16 protein-coding genes and 1 pseudogene are annotated in these 17,285 nt (G+C 54.9%); 7 read left to right on the top strand and 10 right to left on the bottom strand.

Annotated elements, in window-relative coordinates; translation table 11 throughout:
- Positions 1–610: 610 nt before the first annotated feature.
- From ACKVOS_RS13430 to ACKVOS_RS13440, 3 genes are read right to left on the bottom strand one after another with little or no spacing between them, the layout of a single operon-like run.
- A complete protein-coding gene (locus ACKVOS_RS13430) occupies positions 611–1,060 on the bottom strand; it encodes a thiol-disulfide oxidoreductase DCC family protein (RefSeq protein ID WP_409212497.1) in 450 nt (149 codons plus the stop codon).
- Complete coding sequence (locus tag ACKVOS_RS13435; protein ID WP_409212498.1) at positions 1,053–2,168, bottom strand: saccharopine dehydrogenase family protein; 1,116 nt, start codon at positions 2,166–2,168, stop codon at positions 1,053–1,055. The genes ACKVOS_RS13430 and ACKVOS_RS13435 overlap by 8 nt, the downstream gene beginning before the upstream one ends.
- The gene (locus tag ACKVOS_RS13440) at positions 2,162–2,632 is read right to left on the bottom strand and encodes a DUF2269 family protein (RefSeq protein WP_409212499.1); all 471 of its coding nucleotides are present in this window, start codon (positions 2,630–2,632) and stop codon (positions 2,162–2,164) included. Before ACKVOS_RS13440 ends, ACKVOS_RS13435 begins: the two co-directional genes overlap by 7 nt.
- 224 nt (positions 2,633–2,856) lie before the next feature.
- Here ACKVOS_RS13440 and ACKVOS_RS13445 point away from each other — a divergent pair, with 224 nt between their 5' ends.
- The 3 genes from ACKVOS_RS13445 to ACKVOS_RS13455 all read left to right on the top strand — a co-directional run bounded on the left by ACKVOS_RS13445 (position 2,857) and on the right by ACKVOS_RS13455 (position 5,040).
- Positions 2,857–3,015, top strand: a complete 159-nt coding sequence (locus ACKVOS_RS13445; RefSeq protein ID WP_409212500.1) for a hypothetical protein — start codon at positions 2,857–2,859, stop codon at positions 3,013–3,015.
- A gap of 193 nt (positions 3,016–3,208) precedes the next feature.
- Positions 3,209–4,396, top strand: coding sequence for a winged helix-turn-helix domain-containing protein (locus ACKVOS_RS13450; RefSeq protein ID WP_409212501.1), 1,188 nt, complete (start codon positions 3,209–3,211; stop codon positions 4,394–4,396).
- A gap of 251 nt (positions 4,397–4,647) precedes the next feature.
- Complete coding sequence (locus tag ACKVOS_RS13455; RefSeq protein ID WP_409212502.1) at positions 4,648–5,040, top strand: DUF1232 domain-containing protein; 393 nt, start codon at positions 4,648–4,650, stop codon at positions 5,038–5,040.
- Positions 5,041–5,244: 204 nt separating this feature from the next.
- Here ACKVOS_RS13455 and ACKVOS_RS13460 read toward each other — a convergent pair whose 3' ends face one another.
- The 6 genes from ACKVOS_RS13460 to ACKVOS_RS13485 all read right to left on the bottom strand — a co-directional run bounded on the left by ACKVOS_RS13460 (position 5,245) and on the right by ACKVOS_RS13485 (position 13,830).
- Positions 5,245–6,306 (bottom strand): class I SAM-dependent methyltransferase, encoded by a 1,062-nt coding sequence (locus ACKVOS_RS13460; RefSeq protein WP_409212503.1) that lies wholly within the window; start codon positions 6,304–6,306, stop codon positions 5,245–5,247.
- Positions 6,307–6,790: 484 nt separating this feature from the next.
- Positions 6,791–8,083, bottom strand: coding sequence for an MBL fold metallo-hydrolase (locus tag ACKVOS_RS13465; RefSeq protein ID WP_409212504.1), 1,293 nt, complete (start codon positions 8,081–8,083; stop codon positions 6,791–6,793).
- Positions 8,084–8,094: 11 nt separating this feature from the next.
- The gene (locus ACKVOS_RS13470; protein ID WP_409212505.1) at positions 8,095–10,257 is read right to left on the bottom strand and encodes a S8 family serine peptidase; all 2,163 of its coding nucleotides are present in this window, start codon (positions 10,255–10,257) and stop codon (positions 8,095–8,097) included.
- Positions 10,258–10,294: 37 nt separating this feature from the next.
- Positions 10,295–11,182, bottom strand: coding sequence for a pYEATS domain-containing protein (locus ACKVOS_RS13475; protein ID WP_409212506.1), 888 nt, complete (start codon positions 11,180–11,182; stop codon positions 10,295–10,297).
- 163 nt (positions 11,183–11,345) lie between these two features.
- Positions 11,346–12,401, bottom strand: coding sequence for a hypothetical protein (locus tag ACKVOS_RS13480; RefSeq protein WP_409212507.1), 1,056 nt, complete (start codon positions 12,399–12,401; stop codon positions 11,346–11,348).
- A 211-nt stretch (positions 12,402–12,612) separates the two neighbouring features.
- The gene (locus ACKVOS_RS13485; protein WP_409212508.1) at positions 12,613–13,830 is read right to left on the bottom strand and encodes a DUF2235 domain-containing protein; all 1,218 of its coding nucleotides are present in this window, start codon (positions 13,828–13,830) and stop codon (positions 12,613–12,615) included.
- A gap of 67 nt (positions 13,831–13,897) precedes the next feature.
- Between ACKVOS_RS13485 and ACKVOS_RS13490 the strand changes: the two genes are divergently transcribed.
- The 4 genes from ACKVOS_RS13490 to ACKVOS_RS13505 are packed head-to-tail and all read left to right on the top strand — an operon-like array spanning position 13,898 to position 17,138.
- A complete protein-coding gene (locus tag ACKVOS_RS13490) occupies positions 13,898–14,644 on the top strand; it encodes a hypothetical protein (protein ID WP_409212509.1) in 747 nt (248 codons plus the stop codon).
- Positions 14,645–14,682: 38 nt separating this feature from the next.
- Positions 14,683–15,996 carry a site-specific DNA-methyltransferase gene (locus ACKVOS_RS13495; RefSeq protein ID WP_409212510.1) on the top strand — a complete coding sequence of 438 codons (1,314 nt, stop codon included), beginning with the start codon at positions 14,683–14,685 and terminating at the stop codon, positions 15,994–15,996.
- Positions 15,989–16,552: a DUF5681 domain-containing protein gene (locus ACKVOS_RS13500; protein ID WP_409212511.1), complete on the top strand. Its 564-nt coding sequence runs from the start codon at positions 15,989–15,991 to the stop codon at positions 16,550–16,552. Before ACKVOS_RS13495 ends, ACKVOS_RS13500 begins: the two co-directional genes overlap by 8 nt.
- Entirely contained in the window at positions 16,536–17,138 is a 603-nt protein-coding gene (locus ACKVOS_RS13505; protein WP_409212512.1) for a hypothetical protein, read from the top strand. The genes ACKVOS_RS13500 and ACKVOS_RS13505 overlap by 17 nt, the downstream gene beginning before the upstream one ends.
- Positions 17,139–17,191: 53 nt before the next feature.
- Here ACKVOS_RS13505 and ACKVOS_RS13510 read toward each other — a convergent pair.
- Positions 17,192–17,285: pseudogene (locus ACKVOS_RS13510) on the bottom strand (pyruvate, phosphate dikinase); the annotation flags it as partial.

Raw genomic sequence — 17,285 nt, forward strand, 5'->3', positions numbered from 1 at the left:
GTATTGAGCAATAGATTGCTGCGTTTTTTGGAATAATAATCGGGCCGCGCCGTGCAAAATCGCCCCGCAATTTCGTGGGTCCCCAGGGATTTACGAAAATTTTACTAGGTGGCGGTGGGTGCAGTCGGGAGCGAACCTCTCTCCGTTTGGATTTCCCTGTTGTGCAGGGAATTTACAGGGAATTATTCATTTTTTCGGTGAGAATACATCATTTCAGTCTCTCAATAGTCAGGTATTCTGCGGCGTTTGGAACCAAATTCCCTACGATATTGAACAGGGAATTTCTTGCAGTTAGCAGGGCGAATTTGTGGTGGAACAAGGAATTAGAATGTCTCACTACATTCGCCATTCAACGGGATGGTGGCCCCTCGTGCCCTTTGAGGGGCCACCTCCGGTGAGCAAAACAATATGACTGCAATTGGGCCGGTAGCGGACAGGCAGCTTCTATGCGTGGATCGATGATTAGCTGCCGTTTAGGCCGGTCAGATCGCTTGGCTGTTGCCGCTAACATTCCTGCCGATCATCCAGCGGATTGTGTCCGCTAATAGCTACCATCCGTTCAGCGCAAAAATGTACGAGTTGAAGGGCCCTTGAGGGATTTTCGCTTGGTTCAAATCAATCGCTGCCTCTGATCTTCGTCGAGCAATTCACAGAAATTCGTTTTACCGAACCAGCGATACCGGTTGCGCGCAATGTGAGCATAGACCCAATCGCGTAGTGCCGATGGGAACAGACTAACAACCCGCAGGAGATGCCACGGCCCACCTAGCACCTTGCAGAGTTGCAGATAGCCCGCCGACGCGGTGTACGCGCGGCCGCCATCGATCAGCAGATAGGACTCGTCCATTTGCAGGCCAAAATGGGCGTAGAGCGCCTGCCCAAGCGGCCCTTGCGCCGAAGTGAAGTTCACCCGGCGCTTGCGATCAACTTTCATCAACCATGACGCGCCGCCCGAACACAGCACGCAAACGCCATCGAAAACGAACAGCGCCATGCTGTCGTCGAACGGCGGTACATCCGGATCGTTACGATAGGTGTAGAGCGGTCTCGCGTCACTCATGGACGGGGTCCGCGATCACCGAGATGTCGAGACCCTTCAGGGCAGCGAGATACTCGTCAAGTCCGATCAAATCAACACAGGGCATCGCGCCGACCCGATCGAGTTTGCCACGCGCCAGTTTTCGCGCGAGCAGGATGGCAGGCATGCACGGTATATAGGGACCATGACCCGAACGCGCGATGAGAAAGAAGCGGGCCGTTTTTGCGCTGCCTTCATGCCCTGTGCCTGACAGATACATATGGAAGCCGCTGCGGCTCGTCCCCATCCAGTCGAACAGGAACGCGATCCGCAGCAGCCGTTCGGCGTGCGGGGAAAGCGACCGAATGAAGCTCAATCGCACCGCCCAACTCAACAACCAGGTGCCCGCATGAAGGATGGCGAGTTCGTGCCCCGCTGCGAAGCGCATTGTCTTGAGCAGTGGATAGCGTGCCGGAAACAGCGCAAGGTCGGGAATGTCGCAATTGCCGAACCAGCGGCGACCAAGCTCGGGGTAGGGTTCGCTATGTGTGTCCTGCCATCCGATGACGTTGTGCGGCTTGCCGTCGCGTATCGTCTCGAACGTCTTGCCGACATAGCTAAGGATCGCCGATGTCGTGGCAAGGCCGCGATTGGTTTGTTGGGCGGCGCTGATGCCGTAGTCGACGCTGTCGAGCCTCTCGAAGCCCGGCAGGTAATGGTCGATCACGGCTGCTGTCAGGCACGGCACTGAGCTTGCACCGCTGACCACAAGCACGCCCATTCCTTTCGCCTCTGCGTCCAGCGTTCCGATCGTCGCCACGAAGTCGCGGGCGTCGGCAAGGTCGAGATAGTGACAGCCATGCGCGATACAGGCGCGTGCAACTCGGTGGTCCTGCGCTTGAAAGGGACCGGTCGTATGGATGACCAATTGCGGACCAATGCGTGCCAACGCTGCGCCTATGTCACCATTGATGTCGATCGCGTGAGGTTCGGCGGGATTGGCCGTCGTCAGTCCGACGATGAAGCGCGAGCCCTTTTCGCTCGAACGTCCTCCGATCAGCAATTGAATTGCCAGGTCGTCGGCAAGCGATTTCGCGATGTAGCTCCCGAAATTGCCGTAGCCACCGATAATGAGGACGCGCATCACCATGACGGCTTCATCACCATAAGTCCGAAGATGACGACAAGGCCGCCGAACGCTGGCCAGCCGAGCGCGAACCACCAGCGGAACAGGCGGTTGAAGGCCACTTCGTCAAAAGCACCGTCAAGGGACTGTCGGTCCAGCATGCGCTTCATCGCGATCTGGATGAAGACAACCGGCACCCAGCAAAGCCCCGCGACGACGTAGAGCGCGTAGGTTCCGACCAACCACAAGTCGGTCCAATCAAAGCCTGCATTCCAGACGAGCCAAGCACCGCTGATCGGCTGAACGATGACCGCGGGCAACGTGAAGGTGTAATCGGCAAGAACCGTCACCCGCGCGGCACACCGCCGCTCGACAAAATCGCGCGACCGCTGCCCCACCAGCATGAAATAGGCGATGCCCAATCCCGTGCCAAAGACAATGGTCGCGCTGATGATGTGAATGACCTTGATGATCGAATACAGGTCCACGACGCCCCCTTCTGAGAGCCCCTAAACCAAAATCGTCAACGGTGCTATCTTCGCTAACATTGCCGCCATCCGGTGCTCCAAACTTGGTCAACGAACGTCCGAAACCTTGTCGAGTATAGACGTGAGAGAGAGATCGAGGCTACAAGGCTGATACCGCTAAAAAAGCAGTCGTTCCCTGACTCAAACCAAGCCGTCAAAACTTGCCCTACATTCATGGTACACCGATGGTTGAAACTGGCCCGACCAACTTCGGGCGCGGGAATGTGGTATTCTCGCGCATGCGCAATCGTGAAACGGCAGCTTATCCCGTTCGCCCGCCTGAAAGCCGCCTGTCCGCTTCCCACCCAATTGCGGTCGTTCCGAAAACGGTTACGGTCGCCTGAAAGCTGCCTGAGCGGAGATCATGGTATTCGTCTCGTCATAATGACCACAATTGGGCCGACACTAGCACGACCGGTTTCGGGCGGACGAATGCGGTAAGCTGCCGTTCTGAGACAATCCCTAGCGGCCTGCAACCAGAGGTTGGGTTTCTGGCTTAGCGATTGACTTTCCGATGCTGCGCTGTTCCGAACGGGCATGACTATTCGAATTTCCAATCGCGAGGCCCGCAGACTATGGCTTAATCTGCAAGGACTTGCAGAGGCTCCGGTTGGCAACACGGGCATCCTCGAAATTATCAAAAAGCTTGGGTTTGTACAGCTGGATAGCATCCGCAATGTGACCAGAGCCCATCATCATATCCTATGGAGTCGCAATCAGAGCTACCGCGAACCTATGATCGAGCATCTGCTCGCGAAGGAACGTTCGATTTTCGAGCATTTCACCCATGATGCTTCGGTTCTGCCGATGGAATATTACCCGATGTGGAATCGGCAGTTTGAGCGGCTGGAAGCACATGTCAGCCGATCCGAAGCTTATCGTAAGGCCAAACTGAATGGTGATCACCAAGCGATAAAAAAACGAATTGAAGCTGAAGGTCCGTTGTCCACCCATGCCTTCGACAGCAAGATCCTGGGCAAGAAGGAGATGTGGGACCGACCACCCCACAAGCGGGCGCTCGATCATATGTGGTACGCGGGCGAGCTGGCCACGTCCCACCGGTCCAACTTTGTCAAATATTATGATCTGCGAGAACGCGTTATCCCACAGTACCACTTGACGGGAAATTCTGCTGACTCGGATCAAATAGACTGGCTGTGCCGGGGTGCCCTTGATCGGCTGGGCTTTGCGACACCAGGAGAGGTGCAGCGTTTCTGGGGAGCAGTCAGCGCAGCCGAGGTAAGAAGCTGGCTTGCGGTCGTATCCGATCAGTTGGAGGTGGCAGAAATCGAAACTGCAGCAGGCGACTGGATGAAGTGTTTCGCACCCGCCAATCTAGAAGCGCTCTTAAACGATGCCACCGCGCCGACATCACGCCTTCGGATCATTAACCCGTTTGACCCCGTTGCGCGCGATCGTGACCGCCTCCTTCGCTTATTTGGTTTCGACTACCGCATTGAAATCTTCGTTCCGCCCGCAAAACGGAAATGGGGCTATTATGTCTATCCGCTGCTAGAGGGAGACCGGTTTGTTGGCAGGATTGAGATAAGATCAGATCGCAAAAAAGGGTTGCTAGAAGTGAAGCAGCTTTGGGCCGAGAACGGCGTCACGTGGACGAACGCACGTGAAGGCAAGCTTGATGCAGAGCTATCGCGGCTGGCTCGGCTGGTTGATGCAAAAGCAATCGATTGGCAATGTTCTCGACAGGCAGAGCCAGCGGGTTGAAAGGACTTTTGGTTTTCAGCGGGTTCGGCCTTCGCTAACTTTCCGGACGTTCGCATGAACAAGCAGGCTCCCTAATAGCTGCCGTCCGTTAACGCACTCAGGCCAGAAACATTTATGACTACAATTGGGCCGTAAGCGGACCGTCTGCTTCCGTGCTTGGATCGATGAATATCTGCCATTTAGGACGGTCAGAGCGCTTGGCTGATGCCGAGGGCATTGCGGACATTACCAGCATGCGCCACGGTAGACAAATGAGTGAGCTTAGCACGATGGAACGCCTGAAAGTTTGGGCGCGCGACTTAAAGCGTGACGTGATTGCGCTGTGGCTGGCCGCACGCGACCCCCGCGTGCCTTGGTATGCCAAGGCGCTCTCTGCTGCGGTTGCAGCCTATGCGCTTTCCCCCATCGACATTATTCCTGACTTTATCCCAATACTTGGCTATCTCGATGACCTTTTGATTGTGCCGTTCGGCATATGGACAGCGGTCAAGCTCATCCCCGAACCGATAATGACCGACCTTCGTGCGAAGGCTCTTGAGCACCACAAGCCGACGTCAAAAGCGGGGTTGGCTGCCGTCATATTCATCTGGCTCACTGCGATTGCAATTACCTTCTGGTTATTCGGCCTTATGGAGCGATGGTAATCCGTCAATGTCAGCTTTCCGCCTTAAATAGGTCATTCCCGGCCGGACTATGTTTCCGAAAACTCGCCATACAAACCGATGTTACCCCCGGTGCGGCTTCTGAGCCTTTGATGCCGTCGGCGGACCTTCCGCTCTCGGCCCAGAAGCCGGCATAGGAGAAAACTTGCGACCGTAGGTAGAGTCTGCGGAACCCGCCGCCGAGCTTCAGCCGGTCACCTCTAGAACCATGTTGGTCGGGGTCTCCGCGGCACGACGTACCCTGGTGAATCCGGCTTCCCGGCAGACTTCGGCCAACCGCTTCTCGCCAGCCTGTGCGCCAAGCCCAAGCCCGACTTCCTGCGATAGCGAGTTTGGTGTGCAGATCGTGCAGGACGCTGCGTAAAATATCTGCCCGAGCGGGTGCATGTTCTCGGCCATGGAATCCCCTGCCAACGGCTCGACCAGCATGAACGTGCCCCCCGACGCAAGCGTTTCGCGAATGTGGCGCGCTGCGCCGACGGGATCGCCCATGTCGTGCAGGGCATCGAACATGCAGGCGAAATCGTAACCCCCGCCGACAAAGTCCTGCGCTTTGGCAACCTGGAAATGGACGTTGGTTACCCCAGAAGCAGCGGCTTTCTTCTTCGCTTCTTCGATGGATGGGGCGTGGAAATCTATGCCGTGGATTGTCGAATTGGGATAAGCCTGCGCCAGCAGGACGGTCGACGAGCCATGACCGCAACCGATGTCGGCAACTTTGGCGCCGGCCTGTAGCTTGGCTTCCACTCCGGTAAGCGCCGGAATCCAGTTATCCACCAGATTTGCCTGATAGCCAGGGCGAAAGAACCGGTCGGTGCCGCAGAACAGGCATTGGGGATGATCGCCCCACGGACGCCCCGCGCCAGTCTTGAAGGTCTCGGTGGCTTTTTCATGCCCTGCGAACTGCGCGACAATGAGCTGAAAAAATCCCTGCATGCACGCCGGCTGACCTTCGCGGGTGAAGACTAGGGCTTGTTCCGTCGTTATCGAGAACGTCTCGTCCTCGGCGTGGTGCTGTACATAGCCCGCGGCACACACCGACCCGAGCCATTCATGAAGATATTTGGGGTTGAGGCCGGTCTTCGCCGCGAGATCGTCGAGCGACATGCGGCCGCAGCCATCCAGCGCGCTGAAAACATCCGCTTGATCTCCGAGATATGCCATGAAAAGGCTCAAGGCGCCAGCGACGTCGCCGATCACCTTGCCGACCAGGTCGTTGAGAGCGGTTTCGTTGATTGTCTCGGTCATGGCATTCTCCAGATTTGATCACATAGTGCGAATCGTCTCATTTTCGAGTTCGGCCGCGGGCACTCGTAATTCGAATTCTGTTAAGGGCGATCCTTCGATAGACATCTATTCAGCGGCCGCGGACGTTGGCTCGCGGCGTCCCGGACAATACGTCCGACTTAGTTTCTGCGAAATTCGAATTATCGGCAAGAGTCGTCATACTACACTCCCTCGTTGCGTAGCTACCACTTTGAAGGTGGAAAATCAACTAGGACGCTAGGGAATGGCCCGGAGAGACCTGCTAATTGTAAGCTTACGATCCAGTTAGTGACGTTAAGCACAGCGATCGAATGGCAGCTTCTAGGGCCTCTGTAAAAACGGGGAACGGCGGATATTGGGCGCAAAGCAGACGTTCGCCTTTCGATTTTATGTTAAATCTGCTAGGTTATTGGCGGATGGAACGGTAATTGGTAAGCTATGATTAAGTACCTAATTGGCCGGGCTATTAAATACTAAGTGTTATGCCCGCGTTGCTGTTGAATTTCGCACTCATCTGGCCAGCCGACGACTGCGCCAAAGAGGCCACAAGGTTTTCGATTGCGGAAAATGCTTTTCGTTCCTTGCTACCGGCCTTTTGTGCTGTTGAGGTCGTGCTGAACCAGAAGGTAAAAGGCCTTCCCGTAGAGGTTGCGGAAAGTGCCCGCTTTCCAGCCGGACCAAGCCGAGAATCATAGATTGCCTGAATTACTCGGGGATCGGGATTGCCGTGTTCGCCATTACCGCAAAATATATAATGGTCGGCAGAAACCTTGCGGCAGAATGCTTCATCGAGATTGTTTTCGGAACCATGATGCTGAACCTTGAGCGCATCGAGATGACAGCTACCGGACTTCAGATAGCCAGTAAGCTCGAGTCCCTTGATGATGATATCCTGCTGCGAGTCACCGGTAAGTAAAAGCCGTTTGCCCCCCTCTTCAACCATGAGCATCAGCGATGCGATATTGGGAACCGACACGCCCTTGTAGCTCTCCCATTCGGACTGAGTCATCGAAGATTGACCTATCTCGTCAGCCGATTTTTCAAGTTTTTCGCGCAGCTTCTTGAGCGAGTTAAAGTTCTCGGGATCGGCCAAATAGAGGTTCCAGCCATCCCGAAGTTGCTCGATTTCGTCGGCGGTCGGACCGACAATCGTGAAAATCATCGAGCCAACCTGAAACGGTTTTTGGCGAGCTCTGACCATCAGCAATTTGGCAGGTTTTGTCTGGCCGGGGAGCCGATTTACCGGAATTTTCAAGATCTTGGGCGAAGCGAGGTGCGACACTCGGATGGCTTCTGGTACCGACAGAGCTATATTCTGCATTTCACTACCAAGCTCGATCAGCCGCGGATTGGTACTGGAAAGCCCGACATCTGCGGCCGCCGCCAACAAATCGGTGACCTTGCCTGCATTGGCGCCAACCTGGTCACGAAACGCGTTATGCAAAATGCCGCCAATGGCGGGGGGTCGTGGTACCCTTGGCTTCGCGCTCGGATTTCCGCTTTGCTGGTTGTGGTCATAAACGCGCCACAAAAGCTCATCTTCCAAAAGGCGTAGGACGCCGGATATATGGTCTTGGTCGATGTGCGACACATAGGCATAATCGATGCTTTCGCCTTGCCCGCGCAATTTCGACAGCTCTGAACGAACATATTGCTGCATCGTGCTCGACATTCCACCGTCGCACAGCACGCGCCCGCCATTATTGCCTTCCAGCAACAGGCAATCACCCTTATCAGACTGGAAAATATGCAATTTCATGACAGAATCTCCTAGACTTCCGTGCGGCGATTAAAGGTAACTGCCTCGTTAATTGCCGCTGCGGCATTGATTTGACCGAAGCCAGCATCGTTGCGCCAGTCATAGCTTGAGCCCGGTAAAGGTTGAGCGGTGCGCTGCAGGATGCCGAGGCACTGGGCCGACGTCAGTTCGGCATTGGCGCACAGCATAAGTCCGACAACGCCTGCGACATATGGACTTGCCATGCTCGTGCCGGTCATCCCCACCCATAGATTCTCGTCTTGAGAAAATCCTTTGGCCGCAATGATGTCTGTCCCGGCAGCGGCAATATCGGGTTTTGACCGCCCGTCTCGCGTCGGGCCCTGACTGCTCGAAGTATTCATGATCTGTCGGGGTTCGTCGAGATTGGCGACCGCAATAACCCGGAATCCGCAAGCAAGCGAGCTGATCGAGTGCGAGTCGACGTTGCTGGCCGCAGTAAAGAAAGACGGGAAGAAAAAGCGCCGCGTCGCATTGCCCGGTTCGATTTCAAGTGGATCGTCCCGCTCAATCCAGCAGTGAAAGCTGCCATCGCGAATTTCCTCGCCGACGAGACGTACCCGCCAGACACCTCCTGCTACGCCGCGCAAGCTACCGCGCTGGTAATTGGGCGAAAGATAGATCGCAGTATAATTGGCACCGTTGGTTGGGTGGTAAAGTTCGTTGTAGATGGACACGCGGGTGCCGTTGGGCAGCAGCCGGTTTTCCATATATTCGCCGGGGCGGACAACCAGCCATTGTGTGCTGCCAGGTGGTTTCAGCATCAGGGTGATTCGGTCCTGCGCCCCGTACCAAATTTCCATCTCATTCTCGGAAATGTCCTCGATCCGCCCGCCAACCACGTTCCATTCAAGATCAACGCTGAGGCCGCGCGATGCGACTTTCCCGTTCGCGTGAATCCGGCCCATGATATAGCCCATATCATCATCGTTTTCGGCACTGTCCTGTCCTGCATTACCAGCCGCCAGGCTGATCGCTCGCCCGGGCACCGACAGCAACGCATCCAGCCACCTGTTGACACCGCTCGAGCCATCATGCGCGCCGCCATTTGTACCAAGGCTTATGTTGATCGAAATTGGCTTGTTCTTGCGTTCAGCAAGATCGAGCAAATATTCAACTGCGTGAATGATGCGCGTTGAATCGCTGAATGTCTTTCTGCGTTCTTCCAGTATAGTCCCTACATCTGGAATGGAGATCAGCACGCCGATAATCTCAGCTGCCGGGCATACGCCATGAAGCCCTGCGGCGATGCTCGCAACATGGGTGGCATGCGATCCCTCGCTCATTTGCGATTGTTGTTCCAGCATTACTGCCGGAAGTCCGCCATTCTGCTCGGCCCTAATTGCGGCATCCATCAGCGGCTTTGTAAGTTCGCTGCCATAATCGAGCCGCTTACCGCCCCTTGTACCAGGCGGAGAGCGAAAATTTCCGCCCTGATCCCATATCGATGAAAAGCGCGTCCCACCATTGTTGTCCCGAAAATCGGGATGTGCAAAATCAAAGCCGCCGACGTCGATAATGCCGATAATCACATCGCGGCCGTCCGAGTGATGGCCGTAAAGCAGTGGATCTTGGAGCCCTCTTTTGGGTGGCTCATTGTTGAGTGCCAGCTGAAGCTTTGGTCTGGCGAAAGAAAGCGGCTCCGACCGGTGAATAAAGCCGACACCGGGCAATTGCTCGAGTTCGCCCAATGCCGAAACTGGGATCGTCGCTGACACAAAATTGCGGCGAACAAGTAAGTGACTGCCCAAGTACCGCTGATCGCGCCCGGCGATATTGCTCTGTCCTTTTTCGACTAGCTCAAGGATGCGTTTCAATGTCGATTGCTGCCTGTCGCGGCTGTTAGGCATTCGGTCTCTGAGGATTTCAATCAGAACATTTACGTAGGAGCTGCTCGCTTTTCGCCGCGATGATAGTTTTGCTGCTTTGCGCAGCTTTTGATGTGGCGGTTTGCCGGTCGCGTCGGCAGCGATTTTCATCGTGTAATCGAGAAAAGCTTCCGTGAGGGGCGCCAGGCCTTTCAAATCAGTCGAACTTAATGCTGTCGCAACTGTTGAACTTGCAATCGATCGAAGTGCATTTACCTCGCGGGCACCATTTTGAAGCGTGCGCAGCCTTGGATGGATCCGCCGTGAATGGTCATCTTTTTTTGGCATATGTCCTCTCCCACAAATTCCAAATAGACAATTACGCTTAGCGGTTGCGCCAATCCTTAGGCGCCTCGACGCTTTTACTGGTTGCAAGATCAAGTTCGAGCATTGTGTCGCCGCGGTCGGACACCGCCCCAACGGTGAATGCGCCATAGCAGGATATTTCGAGTTCGGCTGACTGCGAAGCTTTGTCGATTTTAATCCGGTAAGCGTCTGGTTCGAAAGTATCGTGCACGAAGAAATAGGCAAATTCACCGATGAAAGGCGACGCCTTATCCGCCGTAAACAGAATTCGAACCTTCTGCCAGTTTTTGCCAAGGCCCGATTGGCTTACGGTTGCCGTCAGCGTGCGCGCCCCTACTGATTCATTTCCTCCGAAACGGCCTTTCTGTGGATCATTCTCAACTGTTGGCTTTGGCAATAAGCGAGCGATTTCCCTGAGCGATGGCTCGGCCTTCTCAGAAGCCTTACCTGCATTCGGTGCTGCGGAATCAACTTTCTTTTCCCTATTGTGGTTACCCGCAGTCGCAACGAGATCTGCGATTTCTGAAACTTTCTCTGACACGGCGGCAAGTCGCTGATTAGTCTGAATGAAGCTCTCGCTCCGGGCTGTTACCGCTTCTTCCCGCATATGCTGCAGAAGAGCGATGGGATCGAGCATTTCGACATCGCCGCCGTCCTTCGACATTCCGACCTTTCGAAACAAAGGAAAGGCGATGCACACGAGACTTAAGCCAAAGAGCATGATGTGCTCCCATTTCAAGGTCGGCACGAAATCGAACATAGCCATAATGGTAAAGACGAACAGGACGATACCCAAACAGCGCAGGATGATAATGGACAACCTAATTCGGCCGAAGGTTGCGCGAATTAAGGATTCGCGCAAGCTACCGAAGCTTTCATCGGGGTCGGCGCTTTGCTTCTTTTCCATGGGCTCCATTTCCTTCCCGAGCACAGTGTTTTGATTCTCTGTTTCCGATCCTTGCAAACTATTCCCGCTTCAATTTTTGCAGCTTTTGCCTCTTTACAGTTTGATATTCGTCACGCGGCTTGCTGTCTATTCCTCAAAATATGTCCCACGAGTGCGGGCGCTTTCATGGTCTATAAAATTCAACTGACCACCCATGGTCGCAGTCGACGCGGACTGCTCCATATGGCCAGAAATCCCGCAGTACGTCTGCGTGAGGATGGCCGGGATTGGTGCGCAAAGGTTCTGAACAGAAGACACTCACGTCGGGCTTTATTCTGTCTGCAACGCCAGCATGCCAGTTTTTCGAGGCGCCATGATGCATGACCTGAAAAATGCCTATTCGGTCCAGTCTAGTCCTACCAAAATGGTTAGTCATTGCATCTAGTCGCGCTGAGTTATCGAGATACCCATCACCGGTGAACAGCTGCGCCATCCGCGGCTTGTCCAAGCTGTCAGCGGGTCTGAAATTTGCGACGTAGTAACGTTTCGCTGGATCAAAATTTGGCCCGCTATATAGAAATAGCGAGATTATATTCCGAGCTTTTGCACCTTTTCCTAAATGATGGTCATAGACCTTTTTCAGACCTTTGATCGCGTCCTTCAGCGCAGTAGCCGTACCGCTTCCAGTTCGCCAAAGCGCCGCTGCATCAAACAGAATAGCCTTCTGGCTTTCAACATCTTCTTGAAATTCGGAAAAGTTACTCGGCTGCGCAGCAATATCATTATAGGGCACGAACTCCCAAAAGCCGTCGATATAAAGTCTTCCACCTGGAGCCAACATCAACACGACAGGGCCACTGTCGAAAGGCGAGGTCATTGCCGGATCTCCCAGCATTTCATCATCGAAGTCGTCCTTGTCGAAATTGAGTTCAAAAGACGGTTCCGGAGCTTCGGGATCTTCGTCAGGGCCATCGGGAGGGGGTGGAACCGTTTCGCCATTTCCAGGCGGCACCATGATGATCCTCCTGATGTTTTCACCGCCGTCCAATGACGTGATATAACCAACAGGGTCAATGAACAGGCGAAGGCGAGCATCATCGGCATCGATACCTTGTTCAAAGGCGAGAATGAGGCGCGTCGCCAGCGGCAGATAAGGCAGAAGAAGCGTATCGACTGCATATCGGCTAAGCAATTTTTCGAAGCCACTGATGTGATCGGCGTCAAAATGGGAGATGGTCACCAGCTCAATTGCCAATTCGGGCCTTCGCGTTGAAACCCAGCTTAGCCAAGGAAGTCGCTTGAGCTCTCGGTCTATCAAATGCGCCCCAGAAACGGTACCACAATCATAAACCCATCTGAACAAAGGCCCGTGTCCCTGCTCAATAAACACGCCTGACGAAAACAGGCCCTGGCCCACCGCGTGATAGCAATATTCAATATAATTAACGCGGTTATACGGCATTTTCCGATCCTTTTCTCACCGCTCGCGGTTTTTTACCTTCGGGCAAGACCGTCTTTGAACGTTCGCCGGTTCGTGCATCCACGCTGTGTCGCAGACGCCCCGGCATCAACGCCATTTCTGTTGCCCATCTAATAAGGCTTGGCGGTCGGTAATTCTTGTCTTTTCGCCAACGGTCAAAGACGCTGACGTCGATCGTCTCATTTACGGTTACCAGATGGCCGCCATCGACCTTTTCAGGTGGACATGCAATGACCCTGTGATAACGCCGCCCCAGCTTGGCAACTCGATAGAACCCTGACATAAAACGGGCAAAGCTATCCTCGATTTCACCAAATCTCTCGTGCCCCCTGGGACGAACGGTATCCCGAAAGGCAAGCCCAAGGCTCCCTGCTCTATCCATCATCCACGCCAGCGGAAGCTGCGGAATATCGTCGCCTCTGATGCCGCCACCGACATTTGCATGCGCACCTGCAAACCAGCGCTGTTCGACGATGGTTGGCCTCGTTCTTCTTGTTCCGGGCGGATCGGGCGTTTCCGGGATGAAACGGGTCCACAAGGTCGGCGCGAATGCCGTGCGGTGCTCGTCGAGTGCAAGTGCCTGATAGGCGTGCTCGAATATCGTCGAGAGCTTGGTGTTATGAAACCCGAAACGGCGGCGGCTAATGCCTGAAATGTTGCCGAATGGAACACCGAGCGCCCCTACTGTGTCCCATACGCCGATCATCTTGATCGGCACCCGGCGCGAGTGTCTCAACAAACGTCTCTCGGTCGCATCCAGATTTTGTTGTTTAAATAGATCGACGAGCGAAGGCGCATCGGCGTCAAGTCGGTAGCGTTCGTAGAGCTCTTCCACCGACAAGGGGGAGCCTGGGCGCAGCAGGCCGCAGCGCACGATCATGCCAGCTAAGCTGCGGGCAGTGAAGGCGCCTCGGCTGAAGCCAAACAAGAAAATGTCATCGCCTCGGTCATAGTTTCCCATCAGCCAACGGTAAGCACCGACGACATCGCGGTTGAGGCCGAAGCCGAGCGCGCCCCCGCGAATTCTTTCGCCACGCGCGGTACCAACCCCAGCTGTATAGTAGACTGCTTGCTTGCGACCGTCGAGATCGCCGGAAGCAATGAGCTGGCATAATCGCCACACGTTGGTGTTATCACCAACATCGTTCCAGGTGCCATCTAGCAACAAAACAACCCGCTTTCCGACCATAAATATTGCCCCACCTCTTGGCAAGATTAAGATGAGTGGTTAGAACGCGACTCTTATTATTGCCGTAATGAGTATCAGAAAACTACATACCCGCCAAGCCGATAGGGACGACATATTCGCCCTGCGATCTTATGTTAAATTATCGACAAGCTATTCAAAATCGAGCAAGTTGAGCGCACCGATGCCAACTGATTTTTCTCATATCACAGCAGCGCTCAAAGCAATTGGCTATCGACACTCTATCAATAGAGGCGACCGCGTGACTGACGAGATGTTCCACGACGCCGTCTCTGCATTGTCTCCGCCTCCGCTACCCGACGGCTTGATGGCGCAACTGCTCGACGAGCTGGACGAAAAAATCCCGCGAAAGCCTGGGCGACCCCCGACCGGAGCCGTCACCCGCAAGCGATTGGCAAGCGCAATCGAAGGGCTGCCCAACGAACGCATGCCAGAATTGCTCAGACATAGCCTCGTGTCGCGATTGGTTGGCGGACTTCGCTACACGGAATTTGAGCGCTCAGTGGCTTTTCAACGTCGAATGGACAAGCGCACCCGCAACATGATCATTCGAGGGCTCCATCGCGATTTCGCTCAGATCATCCGAACGGGCAGCCCGCTGGTTCATAACGTCTTGGGACAATTCGACGATAGCTGCGCAAGTGGACACAAATCCCCGAGCCATAAATCGTTGGCAATTGTGGCCAACGTAATGCGAACCAAATTGGGCGAGGATCCGCCCTCAATGCGCCGTATGCAAAACATCATCTATCAAAAACCAAAACGAAAAACGTGCACGAAATTCCCTGCTAGGTGATCTAGTTGGACCGCTCCACTTTTCGATGGAGCAGCTAGATGAGACACATATCAAACCACCCGCGCATCGAGATGGTGCGCACGGCCGAACTTAAGCCGAACGGCAAAAATCCGCGCACACATTCAGACAAGCAGATCCAGCTGATCGCCAGTAGCATCACGCGGTTTGGATTCGTCATTCCGATCATTATCGACGACCAGTCTCGGATCGCGGCAGGCCACGCTAAGTGGGAAGCGGCGAAGCTGCTGGACCTCTCCGAAGTGCCAACCATCCGTGTGTCATTTCTGACCGAGGCCGACCGCCGCGCGTTTGCACTCGCTGAAAACCGCCTCGCCGAGCTAGGCGGGTGGGACCAGGAGCTTCTCACCGAGGAACTCAACTGGTTGTTCGAAAATGATTACGACATCGACATCACCGGCTTCACGCTTGCTGATATGGATTTTTCGATCGGTGATGGGTCTGCTGGTGATATGCGAGAGGAAGTCGAACTTCCTGCTATCGACGCGCACGCCGTCAGCCGCCTCGGTGACCTGTGGAATATTGGCCCACACCGGATCTATTGCGGCGATTCAACACAGGCGACCAGCTATGAAGTGCTGCTGGAATCCCACCGAGCAGCCATGATCTTCTCCGATCCGCCATATAATGTCCCGATAGCAGGCCACGTCTCCGGCAGCGCCACAGCGCGAGAGTTCGCGATGGCCTCGGGCGAGATGACCCCGCCTGAGTTTACAGCCTTCCTGCGCAGCGTATTCCGCTGCTGCGTGATGTTCTCAAGCGACGGCTCGATACATTATCAGTGTATGGATTTTCGCCATATGCGCGAGATGCTGGACGCGTCCGAAGGCATCTACAGGTTCAAGCAGCTTGTGGTGTGGGATAAGCGATCGGGAGGGATGGGCGCATTCTACAGGGCACAGCATGAACTGATATTCGTGTTCAAGTCGGGAAAAGCCAAACACATCAATAATTTCGGTCTTGGCCAGACTGGCAGATACCGTACCAACCTTTGGTCCTGTGCCGGAGCGAACGCTTTCCGCAAAGGCGGCGCGAGGGATCTGGCAGATCATCCCACGATAAAGCCCACGGCTTTAGTGATGGACGCCATCCTCGATTGCTCCAATCGCGGCGATATTATTCTTGATCCGTTTTCAGGCTCGGGCACCACGCTGATCGCCGCGCACAAGATCGGGCGCCGGGGCGCCGCAATCGAGCTCGATCCGCTCTATGTCGATACCGCCATCCGCCGTCTGTGCGACGCTTCGGGCCTTGTCGCTATGCATGCCGATGGCCGCAATTTTGACGAGGTCGCGGCTGCTCGTGCGGTGGAGCGGGAGGTGAGCAATGTCTGACGATAACAACGTCGGCTATGGCAAGCCGCCCAAACAATTTCAGTTCAAACCCGGTCAATCTGGCAACCCTAAGGGCCGCAAGAAGGGCTCGCGAGGCCTCAAAACCGATTTGGGCGCCGAACTTCGCTCAAAGGTTCCTGTCACCGAAAATGGCAAGACAAGGCAGCTTACCAAGCAGCAACTTGTTCTCAAGGCGATGGTGACCAAGGCGGCGAAGGGCGATACCAAAGCTGCCGCGCACGTGCTGTCGATGACCATGCAGATGTTTGGCATCGAGGATGAGCGCACTGGCAAGTCACAGCTTAATGCAGCGGATGAAGCACTGCTGGCCGATTATCTGGCTAGCAATGCAGGGCCTTCCGAGCCGCCATCAGATTGGCCAGGCGAACCGGTTGCAACGCCAACGTCCAATGATATCGGCGGCGACGCCGAGGAAGGGCAAGACCCTCCGGGCAATTGTTATAATGATGACGGCGACGACAACGAGGATGGCAGTGACGAGCCCGACATTGACGACGTCGAGGATTACGACGCCGATTATGACGATGACTACTAAGGAGCTGCTAGAGCGCCTCGGCGATCCGGTTGCTGCTATGAACCATCTGGCGCGTATCGATTTCCGTTTTTTCCTGCGCAAAGCGTTCCCCTGGATAAGCGGCGGCGCTTCCCTTGAATGGAACTGGCACCTTGATGCCATCACGCACCAGCTCAACCGTGTTGAGTCAGGCGATGCCCTTCGACTCCTCGTCACCCTTCCCCCGCGCAATTTGAAGTCGATCACGATTTCGGTTGCTTGGGTGGCATGGATGCTTGGCCGCGATCCCACACGCAATTTCGTATGTGTGAGCTATTCCGGCGAATTGGCTGGCAAGCTCGCGCGCGATTGCCTGTCGATCATGCAGTCTCATTGGTATCGGGCAGTATTCCCGGGTACCATCATATCAGCCAAGCGCTCGGCGACGCATGATTTTGAGACTACTGCGGGCGGCGGGCGGATGGCGACGTCGATCACCGGCACGCTTACGGGACGCGGCGGCGACATCATAATCATCGATGATCCTATCAAGCCTGATGAGGCTCAGTCCGATACCACGCGCGACAATGTCAACGAATGGTACCGTGTCCGTCGTCAGATAATTTGAGACATATGCCAGCTTAAAACAGGTGAGTGTTTGGGTCCATTGGTTGGTTGATATTATGCGGCGAGCTTGCGGTGATGCAAGCGCCGATGTTCGATTGTTTTTCGTTTGATCCTTTCTCGCTGTTTGATGATGGCCTGTGCCCTGCCG

The sequence above is a fragment of the Sphingorhabdus sp. genome, assembly GCF_046154385.1.
Classification (GTDB): domain Bacteria; phylum Pseudomonadota; class Alphaproteobacteria; order Sphingomonadales; family Sphingomonadaceae; genus Sphingorhabdus_B.

What these genes read in the sequence shown, in the direction of transcription:
- ACKVOS_RS13435 (WP_409212498.1), bottom strand. Translation starts at nt 2,168, where the DNA reads ATGGTGATGCGCGTCCTCATTATCGGTGGCTACGGCAATTTCGGGAGC.
- ACKVOS_RS13500 (WP_409212511.1), top strand. Translation starts at nt 15,989, where the DNA reads ATGTCTGACGATAACAACGTCGGCTATGGCAAGCCGCCCAAACAATTT.
- ACKVOS_RS13455 (WP_409212502.1), top strand. Translation starts at nt 4,648, where the DNA reads ATGAGTGAGCTTAGCACGATGGAACGCCTGAAAGTTTGGGCGCGCGAC.
- ACKVOS_RS13430 (WP_409212497.1), bottom strand. Translation starts at nt 1,060, where the DNA reads ATGAGTGACGCGAGACCGCTCTACACCTATCGTAACGATCCGGATGTA.
- ACKVOS_RS13450 (WP_409212501.1), top strand. Translation starts at nt 3,209, where the DNA reads ATGACTATTCGAATTTCCAATCGCGAGGCCCGCAGACTATGGCTTAAT.
- ACKVOS_RS13495 (WP_409212510.1), top strand. Translation starts at nt 14,683, where the DNA reads ATGAGACACATATCAAACCACCCGCGCATCGAGATGGTGCGCACGGCC.
- ACKVOS_RS13460 (WP_409212503.1), bottom strand. Translation starts at nt 6,306, where the DNA reads ATGACCGAGACAATCAACGAAACCGCTCTCAACGACCTGGTCGGCAAG.
- ACKVOS_RS13475 (WP_409212506.1), bottom strand. Translation starts at nt 11,182, where the DNA reads ATGGAAAAGAAGCAAAGCGCCGACCCCGATGAAAGCTTCGGTAGCTTG.
- ACKVOS_RS13465 (WP_409212504.1), bottom strand. Translation starts at nt 8,083, where the DNA reads ATGAAATTGCATATTTTCCAGTCTGATAAGGGTGATTGCCTGTTGCTG.
- ACKVOS_RS13490 (WP_409212509.1), top strand. Translation starts at nt 13,898, where the DNA reads ATGAGTATCAGAAAACTACATACCCGCCAAGCCGATAGGGACGACATA.
- ACKVOS_RS13470 (WP_409212505.1), bottom strand. Translation starts at nt 10,257, where the DNA reads ATGCCAAAAAAAGATGACCATTCACGGCGGATCCATCCAAGGCTGCGC.
- ACKVOS_RS13445 (WP_409212500.1), top strand. Translation starts at nt 2,857, where the DNA reads ATGGTTGAAACTGGCCCGACCAACTTCGGGCGCGGGAATGTGGTATTC.
- ACKVOS_RS13485 (WP_409212508.1), bottom strand. Translation starts at nt 13,830, where the DNA reads ATGGTCGGAAAGCGGGTTGTTTTGTTGCTAGATGGCACCTGGAACGAT.
- ACKVOS_RS13505 (WP_409212512.1), top strand. Translation starts at nt 16,536, where the DNA reads ATGACGATGACTACTAAGGAGCTGCTAGAGCGCCTCGGCGATCCGGTT.